The organism is Brucella anthropi ATCC 49188, assembly GCF_000017405.1.
GTDB classification, from domain to species: Bacteria; Pseudomonadota; Alphaproteobacteria; order Rhizobiales; family Rhizobiaceae; genus Brucella; species Brucella anthropi.
The window spans coordinates 1,502,492-1,528,962 of sequence record NC_009668.1; the positions used below are offsets into that span (position 1 = coordinate 1,502,492).

The following is a 26,471-nucleotide window of genomic DNA, read 5'->3' on the forward strand; positions in this document are numbered from 1 at the left end:
AAATGCAGGAAGCTGCAGCGCGTCGTCTTAGCCGAATGTTTCAGCTCATCGCCTTTTCCATGCAGGCGGAGAAAGAGCGACTTTCCGATCTCGACGGAGCTATCGGCGACGCGGATCACGGTATCACGATGGCTCTCGGCTTTTCAGCGGTGAATAGTGCGCTCGCAAAAATGGATCTCGAGAAAGCACTGCCCTCCGATATTTTCACTACTGCAGCATCCGCTTTTCTCGATGCCGTGGGTGCATCAACCGGACCACTTTATGCGACAGCATTCCGTCATGCATCAAAAGCGCTTAAATCACATGAAGCCCTCGATACTGAGGGACAAGCCATCATCGTAGAGGCGGTGACACGTGGCATTCAGGAACGCGGAAAGGGCCAACGCGGCGATAAAACCATGTTGGATGCATGGATACCCGCGATGGAGGTAGCCATCGACGCGCGAACACACAGTCTGGCCAGCCAGGAAATGTGGAGCAAAATTCTCGAAGTCGCCGAAAAAGGTACGGATTCAACCCGCTCAATGGTCGCTACGCGGGGTCGAGCTGCCCGGCTGGGCGAGCGCTCGCTTGGGCATGTCGATCCCGGTGCGGCTTCCGCAATCATCATCCTGCGTGCAATGCGCGATAGCTTCACGGAAGCCAACTGACATCTTACCTACACCGCTTTCTATCAGGGATCGGACGCTTTCGATTACAACGCAACCACGTCACGAACGGGATGCGGTCAAACGTCGAATTCGAAAAGCAGAAACACTAATCGCAGGTGTCTACAAAACCGGGGCTTTTCAGTCTGAGCTAATGTTATATGCCATGTTAAGGGCAATTATCATGGCATCAAGCACTACGTCTGAATCGCTGACTTTATTGATTGTCGGGTTGAACTTAGAGATAGCGACGCGGATTGGCTGCGAGATAGAACGTATTGATCAGCGTGTTGATATCGAACACCGGCAAACCGGATTCAGCAGCCACATAGGACGAAAACGGGCACATATTGGTGCATTCAAACAGAATAGCGCCCGGATTTTCACAGCTTGCCATGAACTCCCGCGTCATTTCCAACATCTCTTCCTTCAGCACTTCCGTGTCAAGATAATCGCGGCCTTCAATATAGGTCTGCGGAAATTCAGCATTCTGCTTCATCCCCTGCACCTGCACGGGGATTACATCGGACGACCAGCCAACGCCTTTGAAATGTGCATCATTCATATGATGCGCGCGCTCGGTAAAGACGCCGATGACTTTGCCAGGAGCCAGCATTGCATGGATGATCGGCGCCTGCATCAAGGATGAAGTGAAGACCGGAATGTTGACCGCTGCTGCGATATCCTTTTGAAACGGCCCAAGAAAGCCACAGCTCGTGGTGATGGCGCGCACGCCTTCCGCTTCCAGTTCGCGCGCGGCTTCGATAAAGGGCTCAATCAGCTTGGGATCAGGATTATTGCCCATAATGCGTGTGGCATGAGCACCTTTCACCGTCTTGTAGCGAACGGGAAAATCATAGGACAGCGCATTGCCGATATCGCCAGCAGGACGAGGAAAAATCGTGTCCAGCATCAGAACGCCGATCTGCTGGCCATAATTGGTGTAGCCACCTTTTAGCATCATAGTTTCAGTCCTTCGAGTTCGGGATAATTAACAGCCGAAGCGCGCTGGCGAGAAGGCGCGAACACTGTCTGACGGGGGTACGTTGTTGATCGCGTCGAGAACGATCTCGGCGGTTTTGGGGGCTGCAGCGATCCCGATATGACCGTGACCGAAGGCGGCAACGATCCCCTGATGGTGCGTGAGTTTGCCTATCACCGGAACGCCATCTGCAGGCGATGGCCGGTGCCCCATCCAGAGTTTGAGATTCTGCAGATCCTGCTTTGCCAGGTCGGGATAGCTCGCCAATGCGTGCTTGAGCAGCACCTCCGAGCGTCGCCAGTCCGGAGCTTTTTCCACCGTTGCCAGCTCTACCTGACCGGATAGACGCAAACCCATATTGGTCGGCGTATTACCCATCCGCCCAGTGCTCGGCATGATCGGGATATCAAAGGGAAGCTCGGCCATCGGCAAGGTTACATGATAGCCGCGCTCGCTTTGCATGGGCACATGCATGCCGAGATCGTGCATGATACGTCCAGAATGAATACCCGCTGCCAGCACGATGTGATCGGCGGCAATACTCTCATCATTATCGAGCACAACACGCGGCGAAACGCCGGTGAGGACTCTCACGACATTTCTTCGGATGAAGCGAACACCGGCTTTTTCAGCCTGCGCCGCGATACCCGCAACATAACCTCCTGTATCAAGACAATGCGCGCCTTCCGTCACATGAATGGCAAAACGATAGTTACTCCCAAGAGCAGGGATACGTTCGCGCAATTCTGCTTCCTGCCATTCGTCGAACAGAATGCCGTTATCACGGCGCAGCTGCCAGCTAAGCGCTTCAGCTTCAAAGGCTGCACGATCAGGATAGGCGTAAAGCAGGCCTTTCTGCACGATGAGATGTTCCTGCCCGGTCTTGCTGGCCAGCTCAAGGTGGCGTTTCGGTCCATCATGAAGCAACCAGTTGAGCTTAGCCGCAGTTTTTGTCACCCGCGAGTTTGTGGCGCCAGCAAGCAGGAAACGCAGAAGCCATGGTGTCAGCCTAGGCACCGATTTCCAGTCAAGGGTCAGTGGCCCGTTGCGATCAAGCAGAAATCCGGGGACCTGTCGCCACAGGCCCGGCATACTCATGGGGATGATCGAGGCGGGACTGATCCAGCCACCGTTGCCATAGCTTGCACTTTGCTCACCACCCGGTTCTGAGCCGTCGCACAGCGTTACTTTCAGACCGGCTTCAGCGAGCCGCAAGGCGGTGGTGGAGCCGATAATGCCAGCCCCAACGACAATAACATTGCCTGTCATGACATTTATCCGTTCTGCGCGCGCATTTATGCGAGACCGCCATGGAAATGGCTTAAGAACTCTCGGGTTGCAGCTTCGCGCGGCTCATTGATCACTTGACGAGCGTCGCCGGTTTCAACGACGTAACCGTCCTGCATGAAGATGACCTTGTCGGCGACATCACGAGCGAACGCCATTTCATGGGTCACAAGGATCATCGTCATGCCCTGCTCGGCCAGTTGCCGGATGACCGCCAGAACTTCACCGACCAGTGCCGGATCGAGAGCCGATGTTGCCTCGTCAAACAGCATCACATCGGGGCGCATTGCGAGCGCCCTTGCAATCGCAACACGCTGTTTCTGACCGCCTGAGAGCTGTTCTGGTCTGGCATCTGCACGGGCGGCAAGGCCAACCTTCTCCAGCAGTTCCATAGCCAGTTCGCGGGCAGCCTTTTTGTCCTGTTTGAGAACAGTGACCGGCCCGATCATAACGTTATCGAGAACGCTCATATGCGGAAACAGATTGAAGTTCTGGAACACCATGCCGGTATTGGCACGGAACGCCGCGAGATATTTGTCCTTGAGTGACACGTTCCCGGACGAGAAGTCTATTTTCTGCTCACCAATTGCGATGTAACCGGCATCAGGCAATGAAAGCAGATTGAGACTGCGCAGCAATGTCGATTTTCCGGAACCGCTTGGCCCGATCAGTGCTACCACCTGCCCGCGCTCAACAGTGAGGCTGATATTGCGCAGCACCTCGATTTCGCCGAATGACTTTTTCAGCCCGCGTACTTCGATCATCGGTTCAGCGCTCATGGCTTATCTCCACAATGACGGTTCGCTCGATACGGTTCATCATTTCAGCCTGCCTTCCAGTCCATGAGCGAGCCGTGTCAGAGGGAAGAGAACGGCGAGATAAAGCACTGCAATCAGGGTGTAGGTTTCAAGCGGGCGATAGGTTGCCGAGGTGACGAGCTGGCCCTGATAAAGAAGGTCAGGCACAGCAAGAACCGATAAAAGCGATGTGTTTTTGAGCTGAAGCACGGACTGGTTGACCAGCGGCGGCACCATGCGGCGCAGTGCCTGTGGCAGAATGATCTTGCCCATGAGCTGGCCGCGGCGCATGCCGATTGCACGCCCTGCATCCCACTGCCCCGCATCAATGGAAACGATGCCGCCACGGATGATTTCTGCATAAAAGGCCGCGCCATAGAAGGTAAGCGTAATGAAAGCCGCCATGGCCGGCGAAATTTCAAATCCGATCAGCATCGGGAGTGCGTAGTAGCACCAGACCAGCTGCACCAGCACCGGCGTACAACGAAATATCTCAACGACCGTCATGATGGGGACGGTGATAATCTTGTTGCCTGAAAGCCTGCCCAGAGCAAAAACCGTTCCAACGAATATGCCCGAGAGTACGGTTATAATCGTGAAACCAACGGTGTAGGCCAGACCTTGAAGGAATAAACCCCGATACTGCCAAAGGCCGGAAAAGTCCCATTGATAGTCCATTAATTCACTCTTTCTGACATCCCGGTAAAGGCGCGGGAACACGTTGAGCTGAACAGCCAATGTCCAAGTGACAGAACATCGAACACAGGCAAGCCGCATGTTTTTGCAACGGCTTGAGCAAATGGCGGCATGTTCGTGCATTCAAGAACAACAGCACCAAGGTCAGGTTCGCGCGACTTCAACTCTCGCGCCGCATGTATGATTTCCGCTTCAAGCGCAGCGTGGTCATAAGTTCCGCCGCCTTCAATCAGTTCACGAAACGCACCACCGTCTGACATGCCAATTCGTGGGGTTCTGATGTCAGCGCCACAGGCGGCGAAGATCGCATCATCAAGGCTCGCTTCGTCATAGGTGATTACTCCCACTTTGCGCCGCGAGCCAACCAATGTGCTGACCATCGGCAACTGAAGCAGGCTGGAAGTGGCAATTGGCACCGAAAGCTTTGCACTCAGCGCGCTTTGGTGGCGTGCCATGAAACCACAAGATGTCACCAACGCGCTGCAGCCTTCAGCGATCAAGGCTTCACCAGCAATGACGAAGTCTTCGATCAACCCGGCGCCACCCTGACGAATAATCTTATCCGGCGATGCTCCGCTGACCTTCTTGAACCTTACCGGCATCTTCCATGATGCCGGATTGCCGACATCTCCAGGCGGACGCGGAAAGCCGGTGTCAAGCATGATGACACCGAGTGATCCTTTCTGATGCTGCATGATGGTTGACGCGTCAGAACTTCAAAGTTGGCGGCAGGTCAGATGGCTGCACGCCAACAAGCGACAGGCTGCTGACAATCCATTCATTGACCTTGCCTTCCTCGCGGCGCTTTTTAAGCCAAACATCAACGTAGTCGCGGAATTCGCCCTTTTCGTCTTTGCGCACACCAATCGTCGTTGGCTGGCTATCCAGCGGCTCTGGAACAAAAACCTTAAATTTGTTGCCAAGCTTGTGCGCCGTCACCACGGACATCAGAGCAACCTGCACAATCACATCTGCCCGGCCAGACTGTAGTGCGATAACTGTTTCATCCGCTCCCTTGAGTGCAACAAGCGTACAATTGGGCAAGGTTTTGCGGGCGAAAAGATCCTGTGTGGAACCGAGATCAACCGTGACGCGGATTTCCGGCTTGTTCAATTCTTCCCAATTTTTGACCTCGCGGTCCTTGCCGGTGATGACGGTAAAGACGTTATCCATCATGGCTTCGGTGAAATCGACGGATTTCGCGCGCTCAGGATTGTTGCTGAGGGCAAACATGATGTCGATTTTGCCGCCCTGAAGGTCCATGACGGAATTACCCCAGGTGGTTTCGACCATTTCGAGCGGAACACCAATATATTCCGCCAAGTCCCTGCCCATGGAAACGCAGAAGCCGTCCCATTCGCCGGTAGCGAGATTTTTCTGATAATAAGGCGGTGTACCATTGAACACACCGATACGCAGGGCACCCCGGTCCTTGATGGATTTCAGTGTTGCGCCGTCTTCGACAGCCCACGAAAAGCCGGGAGCAAGCATGACCGCTGCGCTACCCAAAAGCGTTGTCTGGATAAACTTACGTCTATTCATTGTTGTTTCCCTCTTTTTGAATCGAGCATTCCGTCGAATATTATTGGGCGCTTGAATGCGCCAGACTGCTTTCTCTATTAAACTTATTGGAAAGTACCACCGAGTAACTGACGTTCTCGATTCCTTCGATTTGTGCCAGCTCCTCGATGAGTGCTTCCAGATCTTCGAGAAATCCGACATGAACCCGGCACAATATGTTGGCCGGGCCACTAATAGCATCAGCGGTCAGGATTTCCGGATAGGCATGCAACGTTGCAAATAGACGCTGCACAATGCGTTGCGAGGCTGTGATAAACAAATAGGCGGAAATGCTGTTGTTGTCCTTTGCCCGGCGAACGATAGCCCGATATCCCAATATGACGCCGCGACGCTCCAGACGGCCTATCCGCTCCTGAACACTTGATCGGGCAAGACCCACGCGACGCGCCAGTTCACTCGCCGGGAGACGTGCGTTTTCCTCCAGGATACTGACCAGATTTCGGTCGATACTATCACCGTAGTCCATCGTGTTCCCTTATGTTTATTTTTAATGAGAATGCGGCGCTTTCTCATCAAATAAAAGCATTGAAAATTGGATTAAGCATGACTTAAACTCATGATGAAATTCAGAGGTATCCAATGCGCCGCTTTCTTCCATCCCTTTCGGCTCTGCACGCTTTCGATGCTTCGGTACGCTATCTGAGCTTCACGCGCGCATCGGAAAATCTTGGGATGACGCAAAGTGGCGTCAGCCGCCAGATACAAAATCTTGAATCTTTTCTTGGGCTTAAACTGTTTGAACGCGCTGGACCGCGGCTGGTTCTGACCGAAGAGGGGCAGAGCTATTACGAGGAAGTTTCGCGCATTCTGGCAAAGCTTGAAGAAGTGTCGATGGATGCAGTCCGTGGATATAAAACGCAAAGCCTGCTCAAAGTGGGCTTGCCGCCGACACTGATGCGGAAATGGGCGCCGGGTATTATCAGCACCTTTGCGAGATCTCATCCGCAAATCTGGTTTGAGGTGTTTCCCTGCTCCCACGATCTCGACTGGGGGAAGTCCGATCTCGATCTTGCCGTACTGCGCGGCATCGGCAATTGGGCCAATGTGCGTAGCCATTTGCTTTTCGATGAAGAGCTCGTCGTGATCGGATCGCCTGACATTGTGCCCAAAAACGGACTGTCCGGAGATGTCGAATTGCTCGATTTCCCACTGATCCAGAACTCAAACAGACCCAGCCTGTGGCTGCATTGGCTGCGCGGCGCGGGTATCCATTACAACAAGCGTATCTTTGGTCCGCGTCTGCCAACGCATGACGTTATTATCGAATGTGCTGTTGCAGGTATGGGGCTCGCCATCGCGCCCAGAATTTTTGTACAGGAAGAATTGCGTTCCGGAAAACTCAAACTGGCACTTGAGCGCGTGCAGACATCTGGCGAGAGCTATTTTCTTTGCTCAGCGCAGGCGCGTCAGGGTTCGAAAAATGTCCGTCTGTTCCGCGATTGGTTTATCACTGAAGCAAAACGCCACAAGCATTCTCTGCCTGTGGCGCCGTAAATTACGGTGTTCAAAAACGGCTTAGATGTAGGAGCGTTCAACCGGTTTCAGATTGAGCGGGTCTTCACCGCGCTTTAAAAGCCATGAATAGACCGGCGGCACACGGTCAGCGATCGATTCAACATGAATATCGACAAAGCAAGGACCATCCTTCCACGCGAAAGCTTCCGCCAAGGCTATATCAACCTCATCGGCAGTTTTTGCCGTCCATGCTTTCAGGCCATAAGCTTCGGCGATTGCCTGACCTTTGGGGGCAAGAAAATCGACGCCAAAACATTGATTGTGCCCCTTCAACCTGTGCAAACCTTTGATCCAGCCAAATGTCGCGTTGTTGAACAGGATCAGAATGGCCGGCACCTGCAAACGAACAAGCGTTTCAAGCTCGCCTACCGTCATGCCGAAAGACCCATCGCCAAACAATCCAATGGGACGCTTGTCCGGATCGGCACGCCATGCACCCACTGTGGCTGGAAGTGCTGATCCAAGACCACCAAAAGCACGCGGAATAGCAAACCGTGTTTCCTGATCGTTGATCTTCAAGAAACGTGTCATATAGGGCGTTGGTGTACCTGCGTCAGAGTAAATCAGGGCTGGCTGTCCCGATTGACTCAATGCATCATTGAAGGAACGCACAACCCGTTCAGGACGCAAAGGCACACGCTCGTCATTCAAAGCTTCCTCAGCATGTTCCCAGAATATGCGCCTGCGAGCATTCAATTCCTCGATCCAGCCATCGTGCTTTTTCGGTTCAATCGTCAGCTCGATCTGCAGTAATTCTTCAAGAACCAGCAATGCATCGCCCTGAATGGAGAGCAAGTTCTCATAGTTGTTGGCCATGATTTCAGGCGAAATATCGATCTGTGCAAGGCGCCGATTAAGCGTGATCTTGGGGAAGGTCCAGCCAATCGTCACGACAGAGCCGATGCGTGAGCCGACAAAAAGGGTAAAATCAGAATGTTCCAAAGCCCAATTGGCATGGGGATGATAACCATTGTCGCCGATCACCCCGATGGCCAGACGATGATCATCATCAATCGCGCCCTGCCCCGTCATCGTTGTGCACATTGGAATGTTGTATTTCTCGGCCAGCCTCGAAATCTGATCGCCCGCTCTGGCACGATTGACGCCGCCACCGGCAACGATCAAAGGTCGTTCCGCCTTTGCAATCAGTTCGAGCAGTTCATGTAGCTTCTGTTTTGGCGGCAGTGTCGGGAAAGCCGGGAAGGTTTTGCACTCTTCCTCAATGTGCAGTGAAATGCGCGCGGGATCGACCTCAGCGAGAAGCATGTCCTCGGGGATCTGGAGATGCACCGCACCCGGTTTACCGGAACAAGCGACGCGAAACGCGCGACGGATGATTTCCGGCAATTTCTCCGCTGACTTCACCTGAACGGACAGCTTGGTCACGGGCTCAAACAGTTTGGCGCAATCAAGCTCGGTGAGAACACCACGCCCTTCTCCCGGCAAAGGAATATCGATGGTCAAAAGGATAACAGGTATCGATGATCCATTCGATTCAGCGACAGGTGGCAGCGAATACATAGCACCCGCACCTGACGGACACTCGAAAACACCGGGCTTATTGGAAAAACGGCCATAGGCATCCGCCATATAACCGGCAGAGCGTTCATCCCGCGCCATAACATGGCGGATTTCACCTTCACGTTGCTGGAGCGCTTCATAAAAAGGCACGTTGGTATCGCCCGGCACCCCGAAGATTGTCTCCACGCCATAGCCAATCAACATTTGGACCAAAATATCCGCGCCGCGCATTCCACAACTCCTTCAGAAACTGACGGCCGAGAATAGACGCTATCATTTTCGGGCTGAACCATCGGATCGACGGCCGTAGCATATCAATGCCGACGAAACGCAGGTGTGGGGCGGCATGATCGCAAAAAGCGCACTAATTTTGATGCGACCGGACCTGAATCATGAAACTTATGAGTGTTTTAGACGCCGGCTGTCGTAGAACACAGCTTCTGTAGTGATTTGTCTGTTGGCTGATTTACGTTGCTTCTCAACTAGAACTAAACACGTTTTTGTGGCAAGCAAGAATCCAGAGGAGATAAAGTCCACCCAATAGTCCGGTCGTAAGACCAATCGGCATTTTGATGCCGAATGGCACATGCTGGCTTAACAAGTCAGCGCCGACCAGAAGGGTAGCTCCCATGAGCGCGCCCGATATCAGTGGGACATTCGAACTCGCTGTCAGACGCCGGGCCAGTTGTGGCGCTGCCAGAGCGACGAAGGCAATCGGTCCGGCGGATGCGGTAGCAACAGATGTCAGGGTGACCGCGACCAACACCATTGTCAGACGCGTACGCTCCGGCTGGATGCCGAGCTGGCATGCTGCATCATCGCCCATTTCCAGCAGATTGACAGATTTGGCGTAGTAAAGTGCCAACGGCATGGTTACCGCGAATCCGGCCATCGCCGGGACAGCATGTGCCCAGCTTCTTGTATTGAGTGACCCCGATAGCCAGAGTTGGGCCGACGCGGCCTGGTCCAGATCGCCCGCGACCAGCAGTACAGTATTGATGCCCGAAAGAATGGCCCCCACGCCAATTCCGACAAGGATGAGCCGATAGCCACCGGTTCGTCGCCCTTTGACAGCCAACATAAACACAAGAACTGCCGCCGCCATTCCACTTGCAACGGCTGAAAGCGCTGTTTCAAGCGGACCGGCATTGAACAATATGATCTGTGCAATTGCGCCAGTTGCTGCGCCTGTCGTAAAGCCGATCACATCGGGTGATCCAAGGGCATTGCGCGAGATTGATTGGAAGATCGAGCCCGCCATGCCGAGTGAAGCCCCCACAAACAAGGCCGTGACAAGGCGAGGCAAACGTACGCGCTGGATTATGCGGTCGGCGGTCGCATTGTCGCTTCCACCAAGAAGACTCGAGACGACCTGGGAACAGCTGAATGACATTGTACCTGTTGTGATATGGAAAACCGCAAGCAGCAGGATGGCTGCAAGCAAGAGGCAGCAGATCATCAATGGGCGCGATTTCCAGCGAACAGAAACAGGACCTATTCGCAACATATTCATTGAACTGCTCATAGTTTCGTCAGCCGGAATTTGCGTACGACAAAGATGAAGAATGGCCCGCCGATCAACATGGAGACAATCCCGGCTGCAACTTCCGAAGGTGCTGCAATCAGCCTGCCGATAATGTCAGCGCCTAGCAGCAGGATGGACGCCAGCAAAGCGGAATATGGCAGTATCCAACGATAGTCCGGGCCAGTGATGGTCCGGGCCAAATGAGGAGCAACCAGTCCGACGAACGCGATGGGGCCAGCTCCAGCAGTGGCGGAACCTGCCAGAAGCATTACGGAAAGACAGGCCAAAAGCCAGGTTACATGCAGGTTGACGCCCAGCGCAGCACCAAAATCCCTGCCCAGCGCCATTGCATTCAGGTTACCGGCGATCGACATCGCCACTGCAAGCCCTGCGATGACTGCCGGAGCCAGAATGGCGACGACATCAAGGCCGCGCCCCTCAACTGAGCCTGCGGCCCAGTGACGAAACTGATCAAGGACAGCGAGCGGTGCATTGATGACAACAATGCCCGTGACCGATGCAAGCACAACCGACAATCCGGCTCCGGCCAGCACCAGTTGCACGGGATTGTTCGCTTTGCCGTGGGCGTCTCCGAGAATGAAGACGGCAATTCCTGCAAGACCAGCGCCCGCAAATCCGAACCAGACATATTGCGCCATTGTCGTCAGGTTAAAGGTCACGATCCCCAGAATGACAGCGACGGCTGCACCTGCATTGATCCCCAGCAGTCCCGGTTCGGCGAGCGGATTGCGCGTCACAGCCTGCATGATAGCGCCAGCGGTTCCAAGAGCCATCCCTGCAATGATTGCAACGATGGTGCGCGGGATACGCAGTTCGCGAATGACAAGATGTTCGTTGTTCGAAAAATCAGGCTGCCATAGCGCATGGATGGTCTCGCTAAGGGCGATTGACCGGGAGCCCAGAGCAAGGCTGCAAAGCGCCATTGCGATCAAAACGACGGCGGCAACAATAAGGCCCCGAACACGCCTCTTCTGCAATGGCATGACAAACTGCATCCCGTTTGACGTCATTTGCGAAAATTGGACGCGACAGCCTCGATCATCTGGAGACCGGAATAATAGTCGATACGGAAAGAAGATGGTCCGAGAGGATAGACGTTATGATCGCGGACCGCAGGAAGGTTCGCCAATACTGGATCTTCCAGCAATGCCTGGACGTCATTTTGTGAGCCGCGCAAAAGAAAAATGCTCTTGCCTGTGATCGCTGCCGAAAGGTTCTCGTGGGAAATGAAATCGAAATCGGACCGGCGGGTGACATCCTTGGCTACCGTGTCGGGCAAGCCATCGACCTTGAAACCCAATGCTTGCAGAAGCTGTGACTGCGGGCTCGAAATTCTGCCGACCGAGTAACTGTTGCCAATATTGTAGCCGACGATTGTGACCGGTTCGCTGGGCGGCGTAATCGTTGCAGCCACTTCTGCAACCTTGGCGTCGAAACGAGCGATCGTCGCGCCGGTCCCATCTTCCAACCCCAACGCCGTGCCGAGCTCAGTAGCAATCTCCTGCCAGCTCTGGTTGGAATAATTGACGACCAGCGTTGGAATACCTTGCGCTTTCAATTCACTGTAATGTTGGACGACACTATCCGCTCCGGTCGCCGATGCGATCAGCAGATCTGGTTCAAACCCGATAATGGCTTCCATGTCGAATTCGAGATTGGGATATAGCACTTCAACGCCGCGCTCATCGGCGACTTCTGCCCATTGAAGGAAGAAGCCCTTGTTATCTGTCAGCGGGCTTGGGGTCGTGGCGGCCGTCGCAACCAGAGGAGCGCCCATGGCCAGCAGAATGCCGGTTATACTGGGCGTGGTCGATACGATGCGAACGGGTTTGGCTTTCAGTGTGATTTCGCCCGCTTCATGCTCTACGGTGCGTGGCCAGACCTGCTCGGCGGCCATAACTGTCCGATATGGAGAAAACAGTATGACCATGGTGGCGAGAAGCAAGAAAATCGGACGTGCGGCTTGCATGGCTATTCTCCACCGACGCAAATTGGAAATCTTCAGACGGAAAGCTTTCCGAACGAATGCGCTACCAGCCAGCGTTTCGAATAGGAAAACACTGCGCCGTTATCGAACGAGGAGCGAGCGGTCTGCTTCAGCTTCGAAAACTGGAGCTGATTACTCCATATTGCAGAATGCGTTCTACAATGCAATACGAACAGCCTCGTGATTTCTCAAGGGACCAGCCATGATGCAACGCCTGCATGCGGACGCCGTTACATTGCGCTACAACGATCAGATTGTCGTCGAGAACTTGTCAGTCATTATTCCCGATACGTCTTTCACCGTCATTGTCGGCCCCAATGCGTGCGGGAAGTCCACATTGCTGCGTGCCTTGTCACGATTGCTTGCACCGGCCAGTGGAAAAGTCGTGCTGGATGGCAGGAATATAAGCCAATTTCCGGCAAAGGAAGCTGCGCGCAGGCTCGGTCTTCTTCCGCAAACCTCGGTTGCTCCCGATGGCATCACCGTTGCCGATCTGGTGTCACGCGGTCGTTATCCGCATCAGTCCTTTCTGCGACAATGGTCGGTGAAAGACGAAGAAGCGGTAGCACTCGCCATGGAAGCCACCCGCATTTCCGACCTCGCCAACCGTTCAGTCGACGAACTTTCCGGCGGACAGCGTCAGCGCGTCTGGATTGCGCTTGTGCTGGCCCAGGAAACACCGATCCTTCTGCTCGATGAACCGACAACCTATCTCGATATCGCGCATCAGATCGAACTTCTGGAATTGCTGGCGGAACTTAACCGCGAGGGCCGGACTGTCGTTGCCGTACTACACGATCTCAATCATGCCTGCCGATATGCTTCGCATTTGGTGGCCATGCGAAACGGGGCGATCATGGCGGAAGGCACTCCATCCGAGATCGTTACAGAAAAGCTGATGGAAGATGTGTTCGGCCTTGCATCGGTAATCATTACCGATCCGGTTTCGGGAACGCCGCTCGTCGTCCCCCGAGGAACGACCCCGCAATCTCCGTGACATTTCAATCGCTGGCGTCGCCCCCCTCCCCGTCTACGATCCTTCCGCCAGTTGCCTGATTGACCAGTGACGCTTCATGAAAGAGCGCTCTCCGCTCGTCCTCGCTTCGCAATTGTCCAAGATCAGCCACCGTCGTCATGACGCAGACGATTTCCCGCTGCGCGTCGAAGACCGGGGCGGCCTGCCCTGTCACATTTGAAAGAAGATGGCTGGTCATTTCTGACCATCGTTCGTTGCGCACCTGTTCCAGCAGTGACTTTGCCGGCGGGCTGCCCCGAAAGTGAGCTGGCTGTACCTTACGCGCCGCATCGACCGTAGCTTTGGGTAGAAAAGCCTGAAAAACCAGACCACAAGCCGTATTATCGATGGGCAATGTGTCTCCCAGCGCCAGCGGATTGACCGAGAAATACGCACTTCGATACCAGCGCACGAGCGTCGGACCACGATCTGTCCAGATAGCAACACCACCGCTGACGGCATGTCGTTGCGAAAGGGCCTTCATGTGTTGCGCCGCAATCTCCACAGCGTCCACACGTTTCAAAGCGCCTATGCCGATGCTCAGCGCAGTCGGCCCCAGATCGTAAAGACCGCTTGCAGCGTCCTGTTTTGCAAGGCCTTCCTTGACCAGGCTCTGCAGATAACGATGCGCTGTCGATCCGCCCGTCTTTGCCCGCCGGGCGACTTCGCCCAACGCAAGCTCGGTTTCAGCATTGGCCAGAATCCGGAGAAAGCGCGCGGCAATGGAAACCGACTGTATTGTACCCGAGCGTTTTTCACTCGTGGTGTCGCTCTCATCGGACAGGTCGTTCTCGTTCAAATGCTTTGCCTCCTCCTCGGTAATAGCAAATCGATGTTTAGCGACAAGCCGTTGGAAAGTCATGTCCTCTGCGTTGCGAATGCGATGGGCGGACCTCGAGGGTTTTGACCGGATTGAATTGCCCCTCCCTCACTGTTGCGGGCATGCAACACATATCGGAGGCTTGATATTATACTGTATTGCGGTATGCATTCCTTATTGCGGAATGATGCCCTTATGCTTTAACAGAACATGACTAATATACTCATGTTTGGGGCGACTTATGAATATCCGTTTGAATCGTGGCTTGATGTCCAGCGCCAGTGCACTCACGCTGGCGGTGTTTGTGGTAACGCCTGCGCTTGCCCAGGAGGCTGCGAAAGCCAGCTCCGACGCGATCGTGCTTGATACTGTGGTCGTGACGGGGGAAAAAGTCGCGCGCGACATCAAGAACACGGCGTCATCGGTCACCGTCATTTCGGCCAAGGAGATCGACAAGGAAAAGACAGGCGATTCATCCGTGGCTGAAGTGATCGCGAACGTCCCAAACGTGATCTATACTGATAATGTCGGCGCTCCCATCATTCGCGGGCAGGATACGCAGGGCCCAAACACAGGGCAGAACGTGTTCTGGGGCGGCACCGTGCCGCGCGCCACGATCAATCTCGATGGGCATTATCTGAATTATAACGAATACTATTTCGGCGCGACTTCGGTGTGGGATCTCGACAGCATCGAAGTGTTCCGTGGCCCGCAGACGACATCTCAGGGTGCCAATGCAATTGCAGGTGCGATCATCGTGAACACCAAGGACCCGGTATTCACGCGCGAAGGTGCTTATCAGGTCGAGATCGGCAATTACAACACCAAGCGCACCTCAATCATGCTGAACAGTCCCATCTACAAGGATGAGCTGGCAGCGCGCCTTGCAATCGACTATTCGGGCCGTGATACCTTCATCGACTATGTCAGCCCCAACTTCATTTCCGAGAAGACAAATCAGGATTTCGAGGCCCTGAATGCGCGGCTGAAACTGCTATGGGAACCGGCAGAGATTCCCGGCCTTACGGCAAAGCTGACCTATTCCCACAATCGATCCAACCGTCCAAGCCAGGAAGCAGCGTCCGCACCATTCGACGAGCTCGAACATCTAACCACGACCATGCCAAGCTGGAAGCAGGATACCAATACAGGCATCCTTGATGTTGGCTATGATTTTGGCAATGGCGTGAAATTCTACAACCAAGCACAATATTCGGCGTCGTCGGTGCATCGACATACCGGAATTGCGAATAACGGCAAGGCCGATATCAATCAGAAGAACATTTCCAATGAGTCTCGTATCACGTTTGGCGAGCAGGAAGACGTCATCAGCGGTGTCGCCGGTATTTTCTACGCCAATACCAAGTCGGACGAGTTCATGCTGCTTCAAGGCACGACGACATTTGACGATACGAAAGACAATCTGGGGCTTTTTGCCGAAGTAAGCTACCGGCTCGACGACCAGTGGACGTTGACCGGTGGGCTTCGTTACCAGCAGGATCGTGTACAGCGCATCGGAAAATCGGCGCTAGCGCCAACGCCACTCGATTACGACGAAACATTCTCCGCGCTCTTGCCAAAAGTATCGCTGGCATATGCTGTCACACCCGATCTGACGATCGGAGCACTGGTCAGCAAGGGTTACAATCCCGGCGGGGTTTCCCTCAATCTCAATTCAAGGCAGTGGAAGCCTTTTGAGGATGAGACGCTGTGGAACTACGAGTTGTTCACGCGCGCCAATCTGCTCGATGACAAGCTGACACTGACAGGCAATCTGTTCTACATGGACTTCAAGAATGCCCAGTACAACATTCCTGTCGTCGTCTCTCCCGGTGTGGCGCAATCCTATACGATCAATGCCGAAAAGGCTCATGCCTATGGTCTTGAAATGGGGCTCGACTATCAGCTTTTGTCTAATCTGACGATCAAGACAAGTGCTGGCATTCTCCGCACCGAAATCGACGAAATTTCGAGCAATGTGAGCTATGAGGGCAACGAGTTCGCCAAGTCTCCCGGTTATATGTTCAGCATCGGTGCAAGCTGGGATGCAACGGAAAAGCTCAATATCTCCGGACAGGTTCGCCACACTGACGGCTACTATTCCGACCTTGCCAATACACCGACCTATGTCGTGGACGCCTATACGATTGCCGATGCGCGTGTGAGCTATGATTTCCATGAATCACTGCAGCTTTACGGCTATGTGAAGAATATTTTCGACGAGCGTACCCCGACCTATCTGCAGCAGAACCGCGGCATTGGTGGCATCGAGGCAAGCATGACCATGCCGCGCACATTCGGCGTCGGCATCAAGGGCACGTTCTAAGTATTTAGTAAACCCGCCAATCCAGCCGGTCACATCCGTGGCCGGCACAGCCTTTTTATACATTAACGGGAGCCCGAAATGGGTGAGCAACGGAAACTTCACATTGGTATGTCGCTGGCACCGACCTGGCTGAGTGGCGACGGGTGGCGGCATCCGGACAGCAACATCGAGGGGACACTCGGATCAGATTTCTATATCGATATCGCCCGGCGAGCCGAGGCGGCGAAGCTTGATTTCGTATTCCGTCCCGATAGCCTTTTCATGAACCATCAGATCATGGAAACCACTCCGGGCTTCGGCAGCATGGATGCGACGCTCGTCATGGCAACGCTGGCGCGGGAGACTTCGCATATCGGTCTTCTGACCACGATATCGACAACTTTCATGCCGCCTTATGTCGTTGCCCGTCAGGTCCAGTCCCTGCACTGGCTCAGCAATGGCCGGGCCGGGTGGAATATTGTCACGGCACTCGATGGCAACGAGAATTTCGGTTTGACGGAAATGCCTTCATCCGACGAACGCTATGCAAAGGCAGCCGAATTTACCAGCGTCGTGCGTGATTTATGGAAGAGTTTTCCCGGATCGGCCTTGAAACGTGATCGTGAAAGCGGCCGCTTTGCAGATACGGCAGCCATAAATCCGATAGATCACGACGGTACCTATTACCGGGTTAAAGGTCCGCTCAATGTCCCTTCTGTTCAGGATGCTCCCATCCCGCTTATTCAGGCTGGCGCGTCACCGGCAGGGCGCGACTTCGCGGCATCCGTTGCCGACGCCGTCTTTTCCGCGACCCCGGATATGGAAGCGGCAATCGATCTTCGCCGCAATCTTCGTGACCGTGCGCAATTCCATGGCCGAAAGTCGGACGACGTTCGCCTGCTTCCCGGTCTCAGCCTCTATCTGGCATCAACGCGGAAAGAAGCGGAAGAACTTTTCGCCTACACGCATGCGCGAGGTGATCGCGCTCGCAAAATCGCATTCATCCGTGAGATGACCGGTCTCGACCTATCCGAATGGCCCGCAAATCGTCTCATTCGACCAGCCGACCTGCCACCCCCACCCGAAAAGGTCCGAAGCAAAACCCATGCGGGATTGCTTCGGCGTTTGCTGCAACGTGAGGAGCTTTCGCTTGATGAGCTCTTGCGCAGACCCGAGGTCATCAGCGCCGCACATTGGCAGGTGATCGGGACGGTTGAGGATGCAGCCAAAGAGATTCGCAAATGGTTTGAGGCAGGCGCAATCGACGGCTTCATAACCGCACCCGGTGGCTCAACCGGCTCCATGAGGCTCGCCCTTGACGAACTTATGCCGAGGCTCAGCGCAGAAGGGTTACTGCGTTCAGAATATTCAGGAAATACCTTCTTCGGACATCTCACGGAGTAAGGTGATTTTGGTACAAAAGGTGGATGGACTTTTAGAGGACAACTTCCAGCCGAGTTGTTACCGGTCTTTCAGACATTCAGCACCGCAGACTGAAGTCAGTCAAGATTATCGCCCCACTCGCTAACCATTATATCCCTGCTCTTGAACGAAATATGAACCGCCAACTGATCATCAATTTTGTGAATGGCCGGAATGGGGCCAGGAATGGACTATCAGCTTGTGGCTTCCAAGATGGCGATAGCGGACGTTCTGCCCTATTAAGAGCGACATGCGGTTTTTTGGGGCACCGGAGGGAGAAAACGGGCACACCAGCGCGAGCTTAGATTAGAAACGAAAACAACGTCTTATGAGATTCCAAGCATATTTTCGAGCTTTCTTCTGGGTACTAAGCGATCCGATTAATGTCAATATTTCGCCTGAGGAGCGACAACCTTCTTAGTGTTTAGTTGCCGGCTCTTGGTTGAGGGAGAACAGGCCGGCAAGCACGTCCTCTTCCGGCAAGTCGACCGCCAAACCGTATGCTGCAGCTACAACCTCATCCAGAGCCTCGTGTTCAAGGCCCCACCAAGTAGGATGTTCGTTACATAGGTTTGTCAGCGTCCGCTTTTTCAATATTTTCTGCTTCTTCGTCAACAGGAACGATCCGGCCTGGAAATCCAGGCACAACTTCTTGGGTTCAGCCCGCTTTCTCGTAGCTCGTTTAGCTGTTTTTCGACGTCTGCAATTTTGACGGCCCTGGAATCAATTGTCTCGGATGACGTACGAATACATACCTGTATTGACTGGTATGGTAGTATGGTATATCCGAAATTCGAGGAGTCAAAATCATGCGAAGCCCATTGTTGCAACCGAAACACGTCAGTGTGGTCGATCAGCTTTACGCAACGCTGCGGGCTGCCATCATTGATAATGCATTGTCGCCAGGCATCCGGATTTCCGAGGCCGATGTGGCTCAGCAATATGGGGTTAGCCGTCAGCCTGTGCGTGAAGCCTTCATCAAGCTTGCCAACGAAGGGCTGCTGGAGGTTCGGCCTCAGCGAGGCACCTTCGTCGCGAAAATTTCACTTCAGGCCGTAATGGATGCGCGCTTCGTGCGCGAAGCGGTTGAAGCGGACATCGTTAAGCTTCTGGCCCAATCTCCTGATCAGACGTTGGTTACCGAGTTGCGAGCCCAGCTCGTTTGTCAGGAAAAGCTCGTTGGCGGGTCTGCACGGGATTTCATGGAGGCGGATGAAATATTTCACCGCACTCTGGCCGAGGGAGCTGACAAGGGAAAAGCCTGGCGCGTCGTCGTCGAGATGAAGGCTCAGATGGACCGGGTACGGTTTCTTTCCAGCATGCATTTCCCGGTTGATCGCCTCATTGCACAACATCGCGCAGTGGTGGAAGCAATTGCGGGCGGCGATGCCCTGCAGGCCGAACAGTCGATGCGAGGACATCTGCGAGGAATTCTGAGCGATTTGCCTGTCATCGAACAGGAGCGGCCCGAATATTTTCTGTAGGGCACACAGCAACAGCAAAGACATTATCCAGAGGAGGAAACAATGAAATTTCGGATTCTTACGCGTCTGGCAGCAACCTGTGCTGTTCTCGCTATCATGGGAGGAACATCGCTGGCGCAGGAGGTAACACTCAAGCTCGGCCATCTGGCCAATGAAGAGAATATCTGGCACAAAGCGGCACTGAAATTCGCGGAAGAGGTCAAATCTCGTACCGAAGGGCGCGTTGCCGTCGAAGTCTATCCGAATGAATCGCTCGGTAAGGAAATCGACGTCATCAACGGCATGCAGCTTGGCACGGCCGATATGACCATCACCGGTGAAAGCCTGCAGAACTGGGCGCCAAAAGCAGCCCTGCTTGCTCTGCCATATGCATACAAATCGCTTGAACATATGGACAAGATTGCCTCCGGCGAGATCGGAAAGCAGATCGAGGCAGAGATCGTCGAAAAGGCGGGTATTCGCCCGCTGACCTATTTTGCACGCGGCCCGCGCAATCTTTCAGCCAATCGCGAGATAACAAAGCCGGAAGAGCTGAAAGGCTTCAAGGTTCGCGTGCCGAATGTGCCGATCTTTGTCGCCGCATGGCAATCGCTTGGTGCGAACCCAACCCCGATGGCCTTCTCGGAGGTTTTCACCTCACTCCAGAACGGCACTATCGAAGGTCAGGAAAACCCGCTCGCGCTTTTCAAGTCTGGCGGCTTCTATGAAGTCCAGAAAGTCGTCAACAAGACGGAACACGTTCGCTCGTGGATCTATCTGGCCATATCGGAACGAAGCTGGGGCAAGCTTTCGGAGATCGATCAGGCTGCATTGCAGGAAGCCGCCAAGGCCACGCAGGCTTACGAACGCGAATTGTTCATCGCTGACGAAAAGGCACTCGTCACCGATCTCGAAGGCCGGGGCGTGAAGTTTGTCGACGTGGATCAGGCTGCCTTTGCCGACAAGGCGCGCGACGCTGTCATCAACTCTGTTCCGCAGGAAATCCGTCCCCTGGTCGAACAGGTTTTCAACGACTGAGATAATGGGGCTGCCGGACCCAATCCGGCAGCTGCCACGTCGAGGATACCATGACAAAACTATTCAAAGGATTGGAAGGCATCTGTCGCCTTCTGATACTGGCAGCATTTCTCTTATTGATGGGGGCGGTGCTATTGCAGGTCTATGCGCGCACGTTTTTGAGCAGCGCCCCAGTCTGGACCGAGGAACTGACCAGGTTCTGCCTGCTCTATATTGGTGCGCTCGGCGCGGGCCTCGCGCTGCGTAGTGGCGATATGGTCAATGTCGACCTTCTTTGCGAAAGCCTTCCCGGACGTATGCCGTGGCTTTTGCGACTGGTCAGCGCCGCATTGACGGTGGCTTTTGCGGCTATTCTTCTGCCCGCTGCGTGGGATTACACCATGATCGGCAGCCGTCAGACCGCCCCGTCGCTTGGCTGGCGCATGGATTTCATCCACGCAACACAGTTCATTCTTCTCGTCGCTCTGGGTCTCTGGGCACTGATGCGCATCATTGAAATGCTCTCGGGCCGTCATGATGGGCGCCCTATCCCCAATTCGGAGGAAAATTGATGGGCCTGACCCTTCTTCTTGGCTCGTTCGTGCTGGGCCTTGCCATCGGCTTGCCCGTAGCTGTGACATTGGGCCTTTCCTCGATGGCCTATCTTCTGTTCGCGGACATCCCCTTGGTTGTCATCCCGCAGAAAATGTATGCCGGGATGGACAGCTTTGTTCTGCTCTGCATTCCAGGGTTCATTCTGGCTGGTAACCTTATGAATTCCGGCGGCATTACCGAACGGATTATTCGCTTTGCAAATGCCCTTGTGGGCTGGATGCGCGGCGGGCTGGCACAGGCCAATATCGCAGCCTCGATGCTTTTCGGCGGTATTTCAGGAACCGCAGTCGCAGATGTAGCTTCCGTTGGCGGCATGATGATCCCCGGCATGAAGAAGGTTGGTTATCCGGCCGATTTCTCCGCTGCAGTCACAGCCGCCTCATCGACTGTCGGCCCGATGATCCCGCCAAGCGTGCCGATGATTATCGTCGGATCGCTCTCCGGCCTTTCGGTCGGCAAGTTATTTCTAGCCGGTGCGGTACCCGGCCTTCTGATGGGTTTTGCCATGATGGTGACGACCTATTTCATCGCCAAGAAGAAAAACTTCCCTCGCGAGGACTGGAAGGGCGCCCGAGAGTTGCTGTCGTCATTCACCGGAGCGATCTGGGCTATAGCAATGACCGCACTGATCGTGGGTGGCCTGCTGATCGGCATCACGACACCGACCGAAACGGCAGTGGTTGCATGCCTTTATGCGGCGGTGGTGGGGCTGTTCGTCGATAGAGAACTGCCGGTAAGTCGGATTCCGAAAATCATCATTGATAGTGCAATCAGTTCGGCAGGCATTCTCGTACTGGTGGGCACAGCCAATGTGTTCGGCTGGATTCTCGTCGCCGAACGTATTCCGCAGACATTGGCCAATGCGGTTCTCTCCATCACCGATAACAAGTTTCTCGTTATCCTGCTGATCAACATTCTGCTTCTGTTCGTCGGCATGTTCATGGAAACGATTGCAGCCCTGATCATTCTATTCGTACCATTGCAGGCTCTAGCCTTGGCAGTCGGTATCGACCCCATTCATTTTGCGTGTTTTGCGGTCCTGAACCTTATGATCGGCCTGACTACACCACCGGTCGGCGTTTGCCTGTTTGTCGCGTCCAATATTGCGCGTCTCCCACTCTCGCCGGTGATCAGGGCGATCATTCCCTATATCATCACCAATCTGATTGTCCTTTTGATGGTCAGCTACATGCCGCCTCTGGCGACCTGGCTGCCCAACACGCTGATGCCGTGAGGTGGAAATGACTGAGTTGTCGAACACGCGCGTGATCTGCCTTCACGCGCAGGACGATCTGAGGATCGAAAGTCGGCCTGTCGGAACACCAGGGCCAGGAGAAGTGCTGATCGCGGTCGAAGCAGGCGGGATTTGTGGATCGGATCTGCATTACTGGTTGGAAGGCGGCATTGGTACTATCCGTGTTCGGGAACCGATCATCCTAGGTCACGAGGCCTCGGGACGCATCAAGGCTCTCGGCGAGGGAGTGACGGGGCTGGTGCCGGGTCAGCTCGTTGCTATGAACCCTTCGCAGCCTTGCGGCATCTGCAGTTTCTGTCAGCAGGGTCTGACGCGCCATTGCAGTGCGATGCGCTTCAAGGGATCGGCAATGTATCTCCCGCACCAACAAGGCATGTTCCGCGACAGGATAGTGATTGCGGCGGACCAGTGTTTCCCTGTCCCAAACGGCATTGATCCGGGAGCCGCAGCCTGCTCTGAACCACTGGCAGTTTGCCTTCATGCCGCCAATCGTGGGGAAGCGATTGCAGGCAGCTTGGTCGGTAAGGTCGTCATGGTGACGGGTGCAGGCCCGATCGGCGCCCTTTGCGTGGCGGTAGCGCGACAACGCGGCGCGTCGGAAATCATTGTGACTGATATTCAGGACGCCACTCTGGCTGTCGCCGCACGCATGGGCGCAGATCATACAGTCAATATTGCAACCGACCCGACAGGGCTCGCCCGCTGGCAGGAAGGCAAAGGCAAGGTCGATCTGGTATTTGAATGCTCTGCTGCAGCACCGGCCATCGGCGACGCAATTTCCTGCCTTCGACCGCTCGGCACCCTCGTACAGGTTGGCGTCGGCGGACCGACCGTCCTGCCTCTCAACGTCATGGTGGGTAAAGAAATCCAGTTTGTCGGCTCGCAGCGGTTCGATACAGAATTCGCCGAGGCCGTACGCCTTATCGGATCAAAAGCTATCGATCCTCGACCGATCATCACCGCAACCATTCCCCTGACAGAAGCCTTGTCTGCCTTTCAGGCGGCTACGGATCGTACGCGGTCCGTTAAGGTTCAGATTAGTTTCGCTGATGCGTCAGCCTAGTACTGAAAACAGAAAGACGAATAAATGAGACAGACCTGGCGCTGGTTTGGCCCCAAGGACCTCGTATCCATCGATGATATGCTACAAGCAGGTGTTGAAGGCGTTGTCACCGCCCTGCACCATGTGGCGACCGGATCCGTCTGGTCGCCCGCCGAAATCGAAAAACGGCAGGTCGAAATTGCCCGGATGAAGAACGGCGAACCTTCGGGACTGAAATGGGAAGTCGTGGAAAGCCTTCCGGTTTCAGAAGATATCAAACGCCAGACAGGTGACTGGAAAACTCATATCTCGAACTGGAAGACATCGATGCATAACCTGCGTGACGCAGGCATCGAGGTCATTTGCTACAATTTCATGCCCATCCTCGACTGGACACGCACCGACCTTGCCTATCGGCTGGCGAACGGGGCAACCTGCATGCGTTACGACGCCCTCGATTTCGCCGTCTTCGATCTGTTTCTGCTCGAACGCAAGGGCGCATCGGACAGTTACAAACCTGAACTCATCAAAGCTGCACGCAAGCGTTTTGCGGAGATGTCCGAGGAGCGGCGGCTTGAGCTTTCCGGCAACGTCGTCTTCGGTCTGCCTGGCGCTGCCGAACGCATGTCGATGGACGATGTGAAGGTTCATCTCGCCCATTACGACAATATTTCGCCAGAGCGCCTGCGAAACCACCTGATCGACTTTCTGGCAGAGGTGAGTCCGCTTGCGGAAGAGCTTGGCGTACGTCTGTGCTGCCATCCAGACGATCCGCCCTTCCCCCTTCTCGGACTACCGCGCATCATGTCCACCGAAGCTGATTATAAAGCGGTCATGGATGCAGTAAACATTCCGGCGAACGGTATCACACTTTGCACCGGCTCACTGGGCGCGCGCGCCGATAATGACCTGCCAGGTATGATGAAACGCCTGGGTGACCGTGTGCATTTCCTGCATTTGCGCAATGTCGCACTTGAAGAACCCCACCTTGGCGGATCGTTCCATGAGGCCGCTCATCTTGAAGGCCATACGGATATGGTGGCGATGATTGCGGCCATCCTGTCAGAGGAGAACCGCCGCAAGGCCGAAGGTCGTGCCGACTGGCGCATTCCTATGCGCCCCGATCACGGTCAGGATATTCTCGATGATCTGAACCGACGCGCTCAGCCGGGTTATCCATCCATTGGGCGCCTGAAAGGCCTGGCCGAATTGCGCGGAATCATGACCGCCCTGTCCCATCCAAATGTCAGGATAGACAAGTGACACGGCTTTCAGCACTGGTGAACGATGCCGCGGCGGCCAGCTGGCCCGCTTATACTCCCGAAAATCACGAGGTCGGTATTGTTCATCTCGGCCTCGGCAATTTTGCCCGCGCGCACTTGTTATCCTATACCGATACCGTGTTGGCGCAAAAAGGTGGCGATTGGCGGGTGACGGGAGTGTCGCTGCGCGGAACCGCCGTTGCTGATAGTCTGAATCCACAGGACGGCCGCTATACCCTGATCACACGCGGTCCGGTCACAGAAGCACATGTGATTGGCGCACTGGACCGGGTGCTATCCGGCCCGACGGTTGGCAATGATGCCCTGGATGCGATGACCTCGCCCGGATGTCGCATCGTCAGTTTAACCGTAACGGAAAAAGGATATGGCATCACCAGTGACGGTAGGCTGGATCGTGAGCATCCGGCAATCGTCGCCGACCTCGCTAATCCAGACGCGCCCACCAGCGTGATCGGGCTTATTGTGGCAGCGCTATCTCGCCGTATGACCGGTGGATTGCCACCCTTCACGGTGCTCAGTTGCGATAATCTCTCTCACAATGGTCAGAAGTTGCGGGACGCAGTATTGGCATTCGCCGATCAAACGGGTGGAAGACTGCTTTCGCGCTGGATAGCAGAAAAAGTCGCCTTCCCGTCCACTATGGTGGATCGGATCACGCCGGCGTCAAATGCCCAGACCGCCAAGCTCGCCGTGGAGCTGACGGGGCGAGAAGATCACGCTGCCGTTGAAACCGAACCTTTCAGCCAATGGGTGATTGAGGACAAATTCTGTGCCGGACGACCGGAATGGGAATGTGCTGGCGCTCTCTTTGTCGACAATGTCGCCCCATATGAAAACATGAAACTGCGAATGCTGAACGGGACACACTCGATGCTTGCCTATAGCGGGCAGCTCTCGGATAAAAGCTTTGTCCGAGACGTGATGGCCGACCCGGATCATGCTGTACTCGTCCGTCGTCACCTTGCTGCCGCTGCGGCAACTGTAGAAGGACTGTCCATTGATCTCGACGCCTATGCTGCGGTTCTTGTAGAGCGGTTCGCCAACCCGGCTATAGCCCATTCCACCGCACAGATTGCAATGGATGGGACACAGAAGCTTCCCCAACGCATCACAACCCCGGCCCTGGAAGCTCTGGCATCGGGCAAACCGTACGGACCCTTCGTATTTGCTCTCGCTGCGTGGCTCGCCTATCTGGCTCGAAAGGAGGACGACGGCCACCCGGTTCCATTGAATGACCCCAAAGCGACCGAGCTTCAGACCGGCTTGAAAGATATCAAGACGCCCGAGGAAATAATCCGTGCGGTTGCGTCTGTGTGTCCCGATATCCTTCCCAGTAAGCTAACAAATGGCGTATTCGGTTCAGCGCTGCGTGATACGCTTCACGCAATCCAGTCGGAAGGGATGCCAAAGGTCATCAAACGAGAAGCAGCAGAAGCTTCCTGAGCGTCGAAACAAGCAGAAGACTTTGCTGTCATTTCTCTGAACACAAGAACCTGAATCATAATGAACGTGACGATATCAGGCTCCAAGCGGCTAACCATGGCTTACTTTGTTTATAGTTCTCGGCGCATTTGGTAATTTTCCCTATCCTAAAATGAAATTCCGACAACGTTATTGCGATCTGATATAATAAGGAGTGCCTGACATTTTTCGGGCACATTTGTTGGTGAACAGC

The 26,471-nt window shown here is 54.6% G+C and carries 25 protein-coding genes; 12 read left to right on the forward strand and 13 right to left on the reverse strand.

All coding sequences use genetic code 11. The features are described 5' to 3' along the window. Positions 1–2 precede the first annotated feature (2 nt). Positions 3–650 carry a dihydroxyacetone kinase subunit DhaL gene (gene dhaL, locus OANT_RS21005; RefSeq protein WP_012093402.1) on the forward strand — a complete coding sequence of 216 codons (648 nt, stop codon included), beginning with the start codon at positions 3–5 and terminating at the stop codon, positions 648–650. Positions 651–885: 235 nt separating this feature from the next. Here the strand turns inward: dhaL and OANT_RS21010 are convergent, their stop codons facing one another. From OANT_RS21010 to OANT_RS21040, 7 genes are read right to left on the reverse strand one after another with little or no spacing between them, the layout of a single operon-like run. Beyond that, positions 886–1,611 (reverse strand): aspartate/glutamate racemase family protein, encoded by a 726-nt coding sequence (locus tag OANT_RS21010; RefSeq protein WP_012093403.1) that lies wholly within the window; start codon positions 1,609–1,611, stop codon positions 886–888. A gap of 27 nt (positions 1,612–1,638) precedes the next feature. Continuing rightward, a complete protein-coding gene (locus OANT_RS21015; protein ID WP_012093404.1) occupies positions 1,639–2,898 on the reverse strand; it encodes an NAD(P)/FAD-dependent oxidoreductase in 1,260 nt (419 codons plus the stop codon). Between the two features lie 26 nt (positions 2,899–2,924). Then, positions 2,925–3,695, reverse strand: coding sequence for an amino acid ABC transporter ATP-binding protein (locus OANT_RS21020; protein WP_012093405.1), 771 nt, complete (start codon positions 3,693–3,695; stop codon positions 2,925–2,927). Between the two features lie 39 nt (positions 3,696–3,734). Further along, on the reverse strand, positions 3,735–4,391 hold the full coding sequence (locus OANT_RS21025; RefSeq protein ID WP_012093406.1) for an amino acid ABC transporter permease: 657 nt from the start codon (positions 4,389–4,391) through the stop codon (positions 3,735–3,737). After that, positions 4,391–5,104 (reverse strand): aspartate/glutamate racemase family protein, encoded by a 714-nt coding sequence (locus OANT_RS21030; protein ID WP_012093407.1) that lies wholly within the window; start codon positions 5,102–5,104, stop codon positions 4,391–4,393. Before OANT_RS21030 ends, OANT_RS21025 begins: the two co-directional genes overlap by 1 nt. A 13-nt stretch (positions 5,105–5,117) precedes the next feature. After that, on the reverse strand, positions 5,118–5,951 hold the full coding sequence (locus OANT_RS21035) for a transporter substrate-binding domain-containing protein (protein WP_012093408.1): 834 nt from the start codon (positions 5,949–5,951) through the stop codon (positions 5,118–5,120). Positions 5,952–5,991: 40 nt separating this feature from the next. Further along, positions 5,992–6,456 (reverse strand): Lrp/AsnC family transcriptional regulator, encoded by a 465-nt coding sequence (locus OANT_RS21040; RefSeq protein ID WP_012093409.1) that lies wholly within the window; start codon positions 6,454–6,456, stop codon positions 5,992–5,994. Positions 6,457–6,569: 113 nt separating this feature from the next. Between OANT_RS21040 and OANT_RS21045 the strand changes: the two genes are divergently transcribed. Beyond that, on the forward strand, positions 6,570–7,484 hold the full coding sequence (locus tag OANT_RS21045) for a LysR substrate-binding domain-containing protein (RefSeq protein ID WP_012093410.1): 915 nt from the start codon (positions 6,570–6,572) through the stop codon (positions 7,482–7,484). 21 nt (positions 7,485–7,505) lie between these two features. Here the strand turns inward: OANT_RS21045 and OANT_RS21050 are convergent, their stop codons facing one another. The 4 genes from OANT_RS21050 to fepB all read right to left on the reverse strand — a co-directional run bounded on the left by OANT_RS21050 (position 7,506) and on the right by fepB (position 12,541). Beyond that, positions 7,506–9,257, reverse strand: coding sequence for a thiamine pyrophosphate-binding protein (locus tag OANT_RS21050; RefSeq protein WP_012093411.1), 1,752 nt, complete (start codon positions 9,255–9,257; stop codon positions 7,506–7,508). 247 nt (positions 9,258–9,504) lie between these two features. Then, entirely contained in the window at positions 9,505–10,539 is a 1,035-nt protein-coding gene (locus OANT_RS21055) for a FecCD family ABC transporter permease (RefSeq protein WP_235823038.1), read from the reverse strand. Between the two features lie 8 nt (positions 10,540–10,547). Next, positions 10,548–11,555, reverse strand: a complete 1,008-nt coding sequence (locus tag OANT_RS21060) for a FecCD family ABC transporter permease (protein ID WP_012093413.1) — start codon at positions 11,553–11,555, stop codon at positions 10,548–10,550. Positions 11,556–11,578: 23 nt separating this feature from the next. Continuing rightward, positions 11,579–12,541: a Fe2+-enterobactin ABC transporter substrate-binding protein gene (gene fepB / locus OANT_RS21065; RefSeq protein WP_012093414.1), complete on the reverse strand. Its 963-nt coding sequence runs from the start codon at positions 12,539–12,541 to the stop codon at positions 11,579–11,581. Between the two features lie 220 nt (positions 12,542–12,761). Here fepB and OANT_RS21070 point away from each other — a divergent pair, with 220 nt between their 5' ends. Next, entirely contained in the window at positions 12,762–13,556 is a 795-nt protein-coding gene (locus OANT_RS21070) for an ABC transporter ATP-binding protein (RefSeq protein ID WP_012093415.1), read from the forward strand. Positions 13,557–13,560: 4 nt separating this feature from the next. On the opposite strand, the gene OANT_RS21075 is transcribed toward OANT_RS21070, so the two are convergent. Continuing rightward, the gene (locus tag OANT_RS21075; protein ID WP_049768440.1) at positions 13,561–14,373 is read right to left on the reverse strand and encodes an IclR family transcriptional regulator; all 813 of its coding nucleotides are present in this window, start codon (positions 14,371–14,373) and stop codon (positions 13,561–13,563) included. 262 nt (positions 14,374–14,635) lie between these two features. On the opposite strand from OANT_RS21075, the gene OANT_RS21080 reads away from it, so the two are divergent. Together OANT_RS21080 and OANT_RS21085 are read left to right on the forward strand one after the other, a co-directional pair. Then, a complete protein-coding gene (locus tag OANT_RS21080) occupies positions 14,636–16,720 on the forward strand; it encodes a TonB-dependent receptor (RefSeq protein ID WP_012093417.1) in 2,085 nt (694 codons plus the stop codon). Positions 16,721–16,798: 78 nt separating this feature from the next. Further along, positions 16,799–18,103, forward strand: a complete 1,305-nt coding sequence (locus tag OANT_RS21085; protein ID WP_012093418.1) for an NtaA/DmoA family FMN-dependent monooxygenase — start codon at positions 16,799–16,801, stop codon at positions 18,101–18,103. Between the two features lie 435 nt (positions 18,104–18,538). On the opposite strand, the gene OANT_RS21090 is transcribed toward OANT_RS21085, so the two are convergent. Further along, positions 18,539–18,736 (reverse strand): hypothetical protein, encoded by a 198-nt coding sequence (locus tag OANT_RS21090; RefSeq protein WP_125335686.1) that lies wholly within the window; start codon positions 18,734–18,736, stop codon positions 18,539–18,541. 194 nt (positions 18,737–18,930) lie between these two features. On the opposite strand from OANT_RS21090, the gene OANT_RS21095 reads away from it, so the two are divergent. From OANT_RS21095 to OANT_RS21125, 7 genes are read left to right on the forward strand one after another with little or no spacing between them, the layout of a single operon-like run. Then, positions 18,931–19,605: a GntR family transcriptional regulator gene (locus tag OANT_RS21095; RefSeq protein WP_012093419.1), complete on the forward strand. Its 675-nt coding sequence runs from the start codon at positions 18,931–18,933 to the stop codon at positions 19,603–19,605. 42 nt (positions 19,606–19,647) lie between these two features. Next, positions 19,648–20,622, forward strand: coding sequence for a TRAP transporter substrate-binding protein (locus tag OANT_RS21100; RefSeq protein ID WP_012093420.1), 975 nt, complete (start codon positions 19,648–19,650; stop codon positions 20,620–20,622). Positions 20,623–20,672: 50 nt separating this feature from the next. Continuing rightward, positions 20,673–21,173: a TRAP transporter small permease gene (locus tag OANT_RS21105; protein ID WP_012093421.1), complete on the forward strand. Its 501-nt coding sequence runs from the start codon at positions 20,673–20,675 to the stop codon at positions 21,171–21,173. After that, on the forward strand, positions 21,173–22,450 hold the full coding sequence (locus tag OANT_RS21110; RefSeq protein WP_012093422.1) for a TRAP transporter large permease: 1,278 nt from the start codon (positions 21,173–21,175) through the stop codon (positions 22,448–22,450). The genes OANT_RS21105 and OANT_RS21110 overlap by 1 nt, the downstream gene beginning before the upstream one ends. A gap of 7 nt (positions 22,451–22,457) precedes the next feature. Beyond that, positions 22,458–23,534, forward strand: coding sequence for an L-idonate 5-dehydrogenase (locus OANT_RS21115; RefSeq protein WP_012093423.1), 1,077 nt, complete (start codon positions 22,458–22,460; stop codon positions 23,532–23,534). A gap of 24 nt (positions 23,535–23,558) precedes the next feature. Next, positions 23,559–24,776: a mannonate dehydratase gene (gene uxuA, locus OANT_RS21120; RefSeq protein ID WP_012093424.1), complete on the forward strand. Its 1,218-nt coding sequence runs from the start codon at positions 23,559–23,561 to the stop codon at positions 24,774–24,776. Continuing rightward, positions 24,773–26,239 (forward strand): mannitol dehydrogenase family protein, encoded by a 1,467-nt coding sequence (locus OANT_RS21125; RefSeq protein WP_012093425.1) that lies wholly within the window; start codon positions 24,773–24,775, stop codon positions 26,237–26,239. Before uxuA ends, OANT_RS21125 begins: the two co-directional genes overlap by 4 nt. The last annotated feature ends 232 nt before the right edge of the window (positions 26,240–26,471 follow it).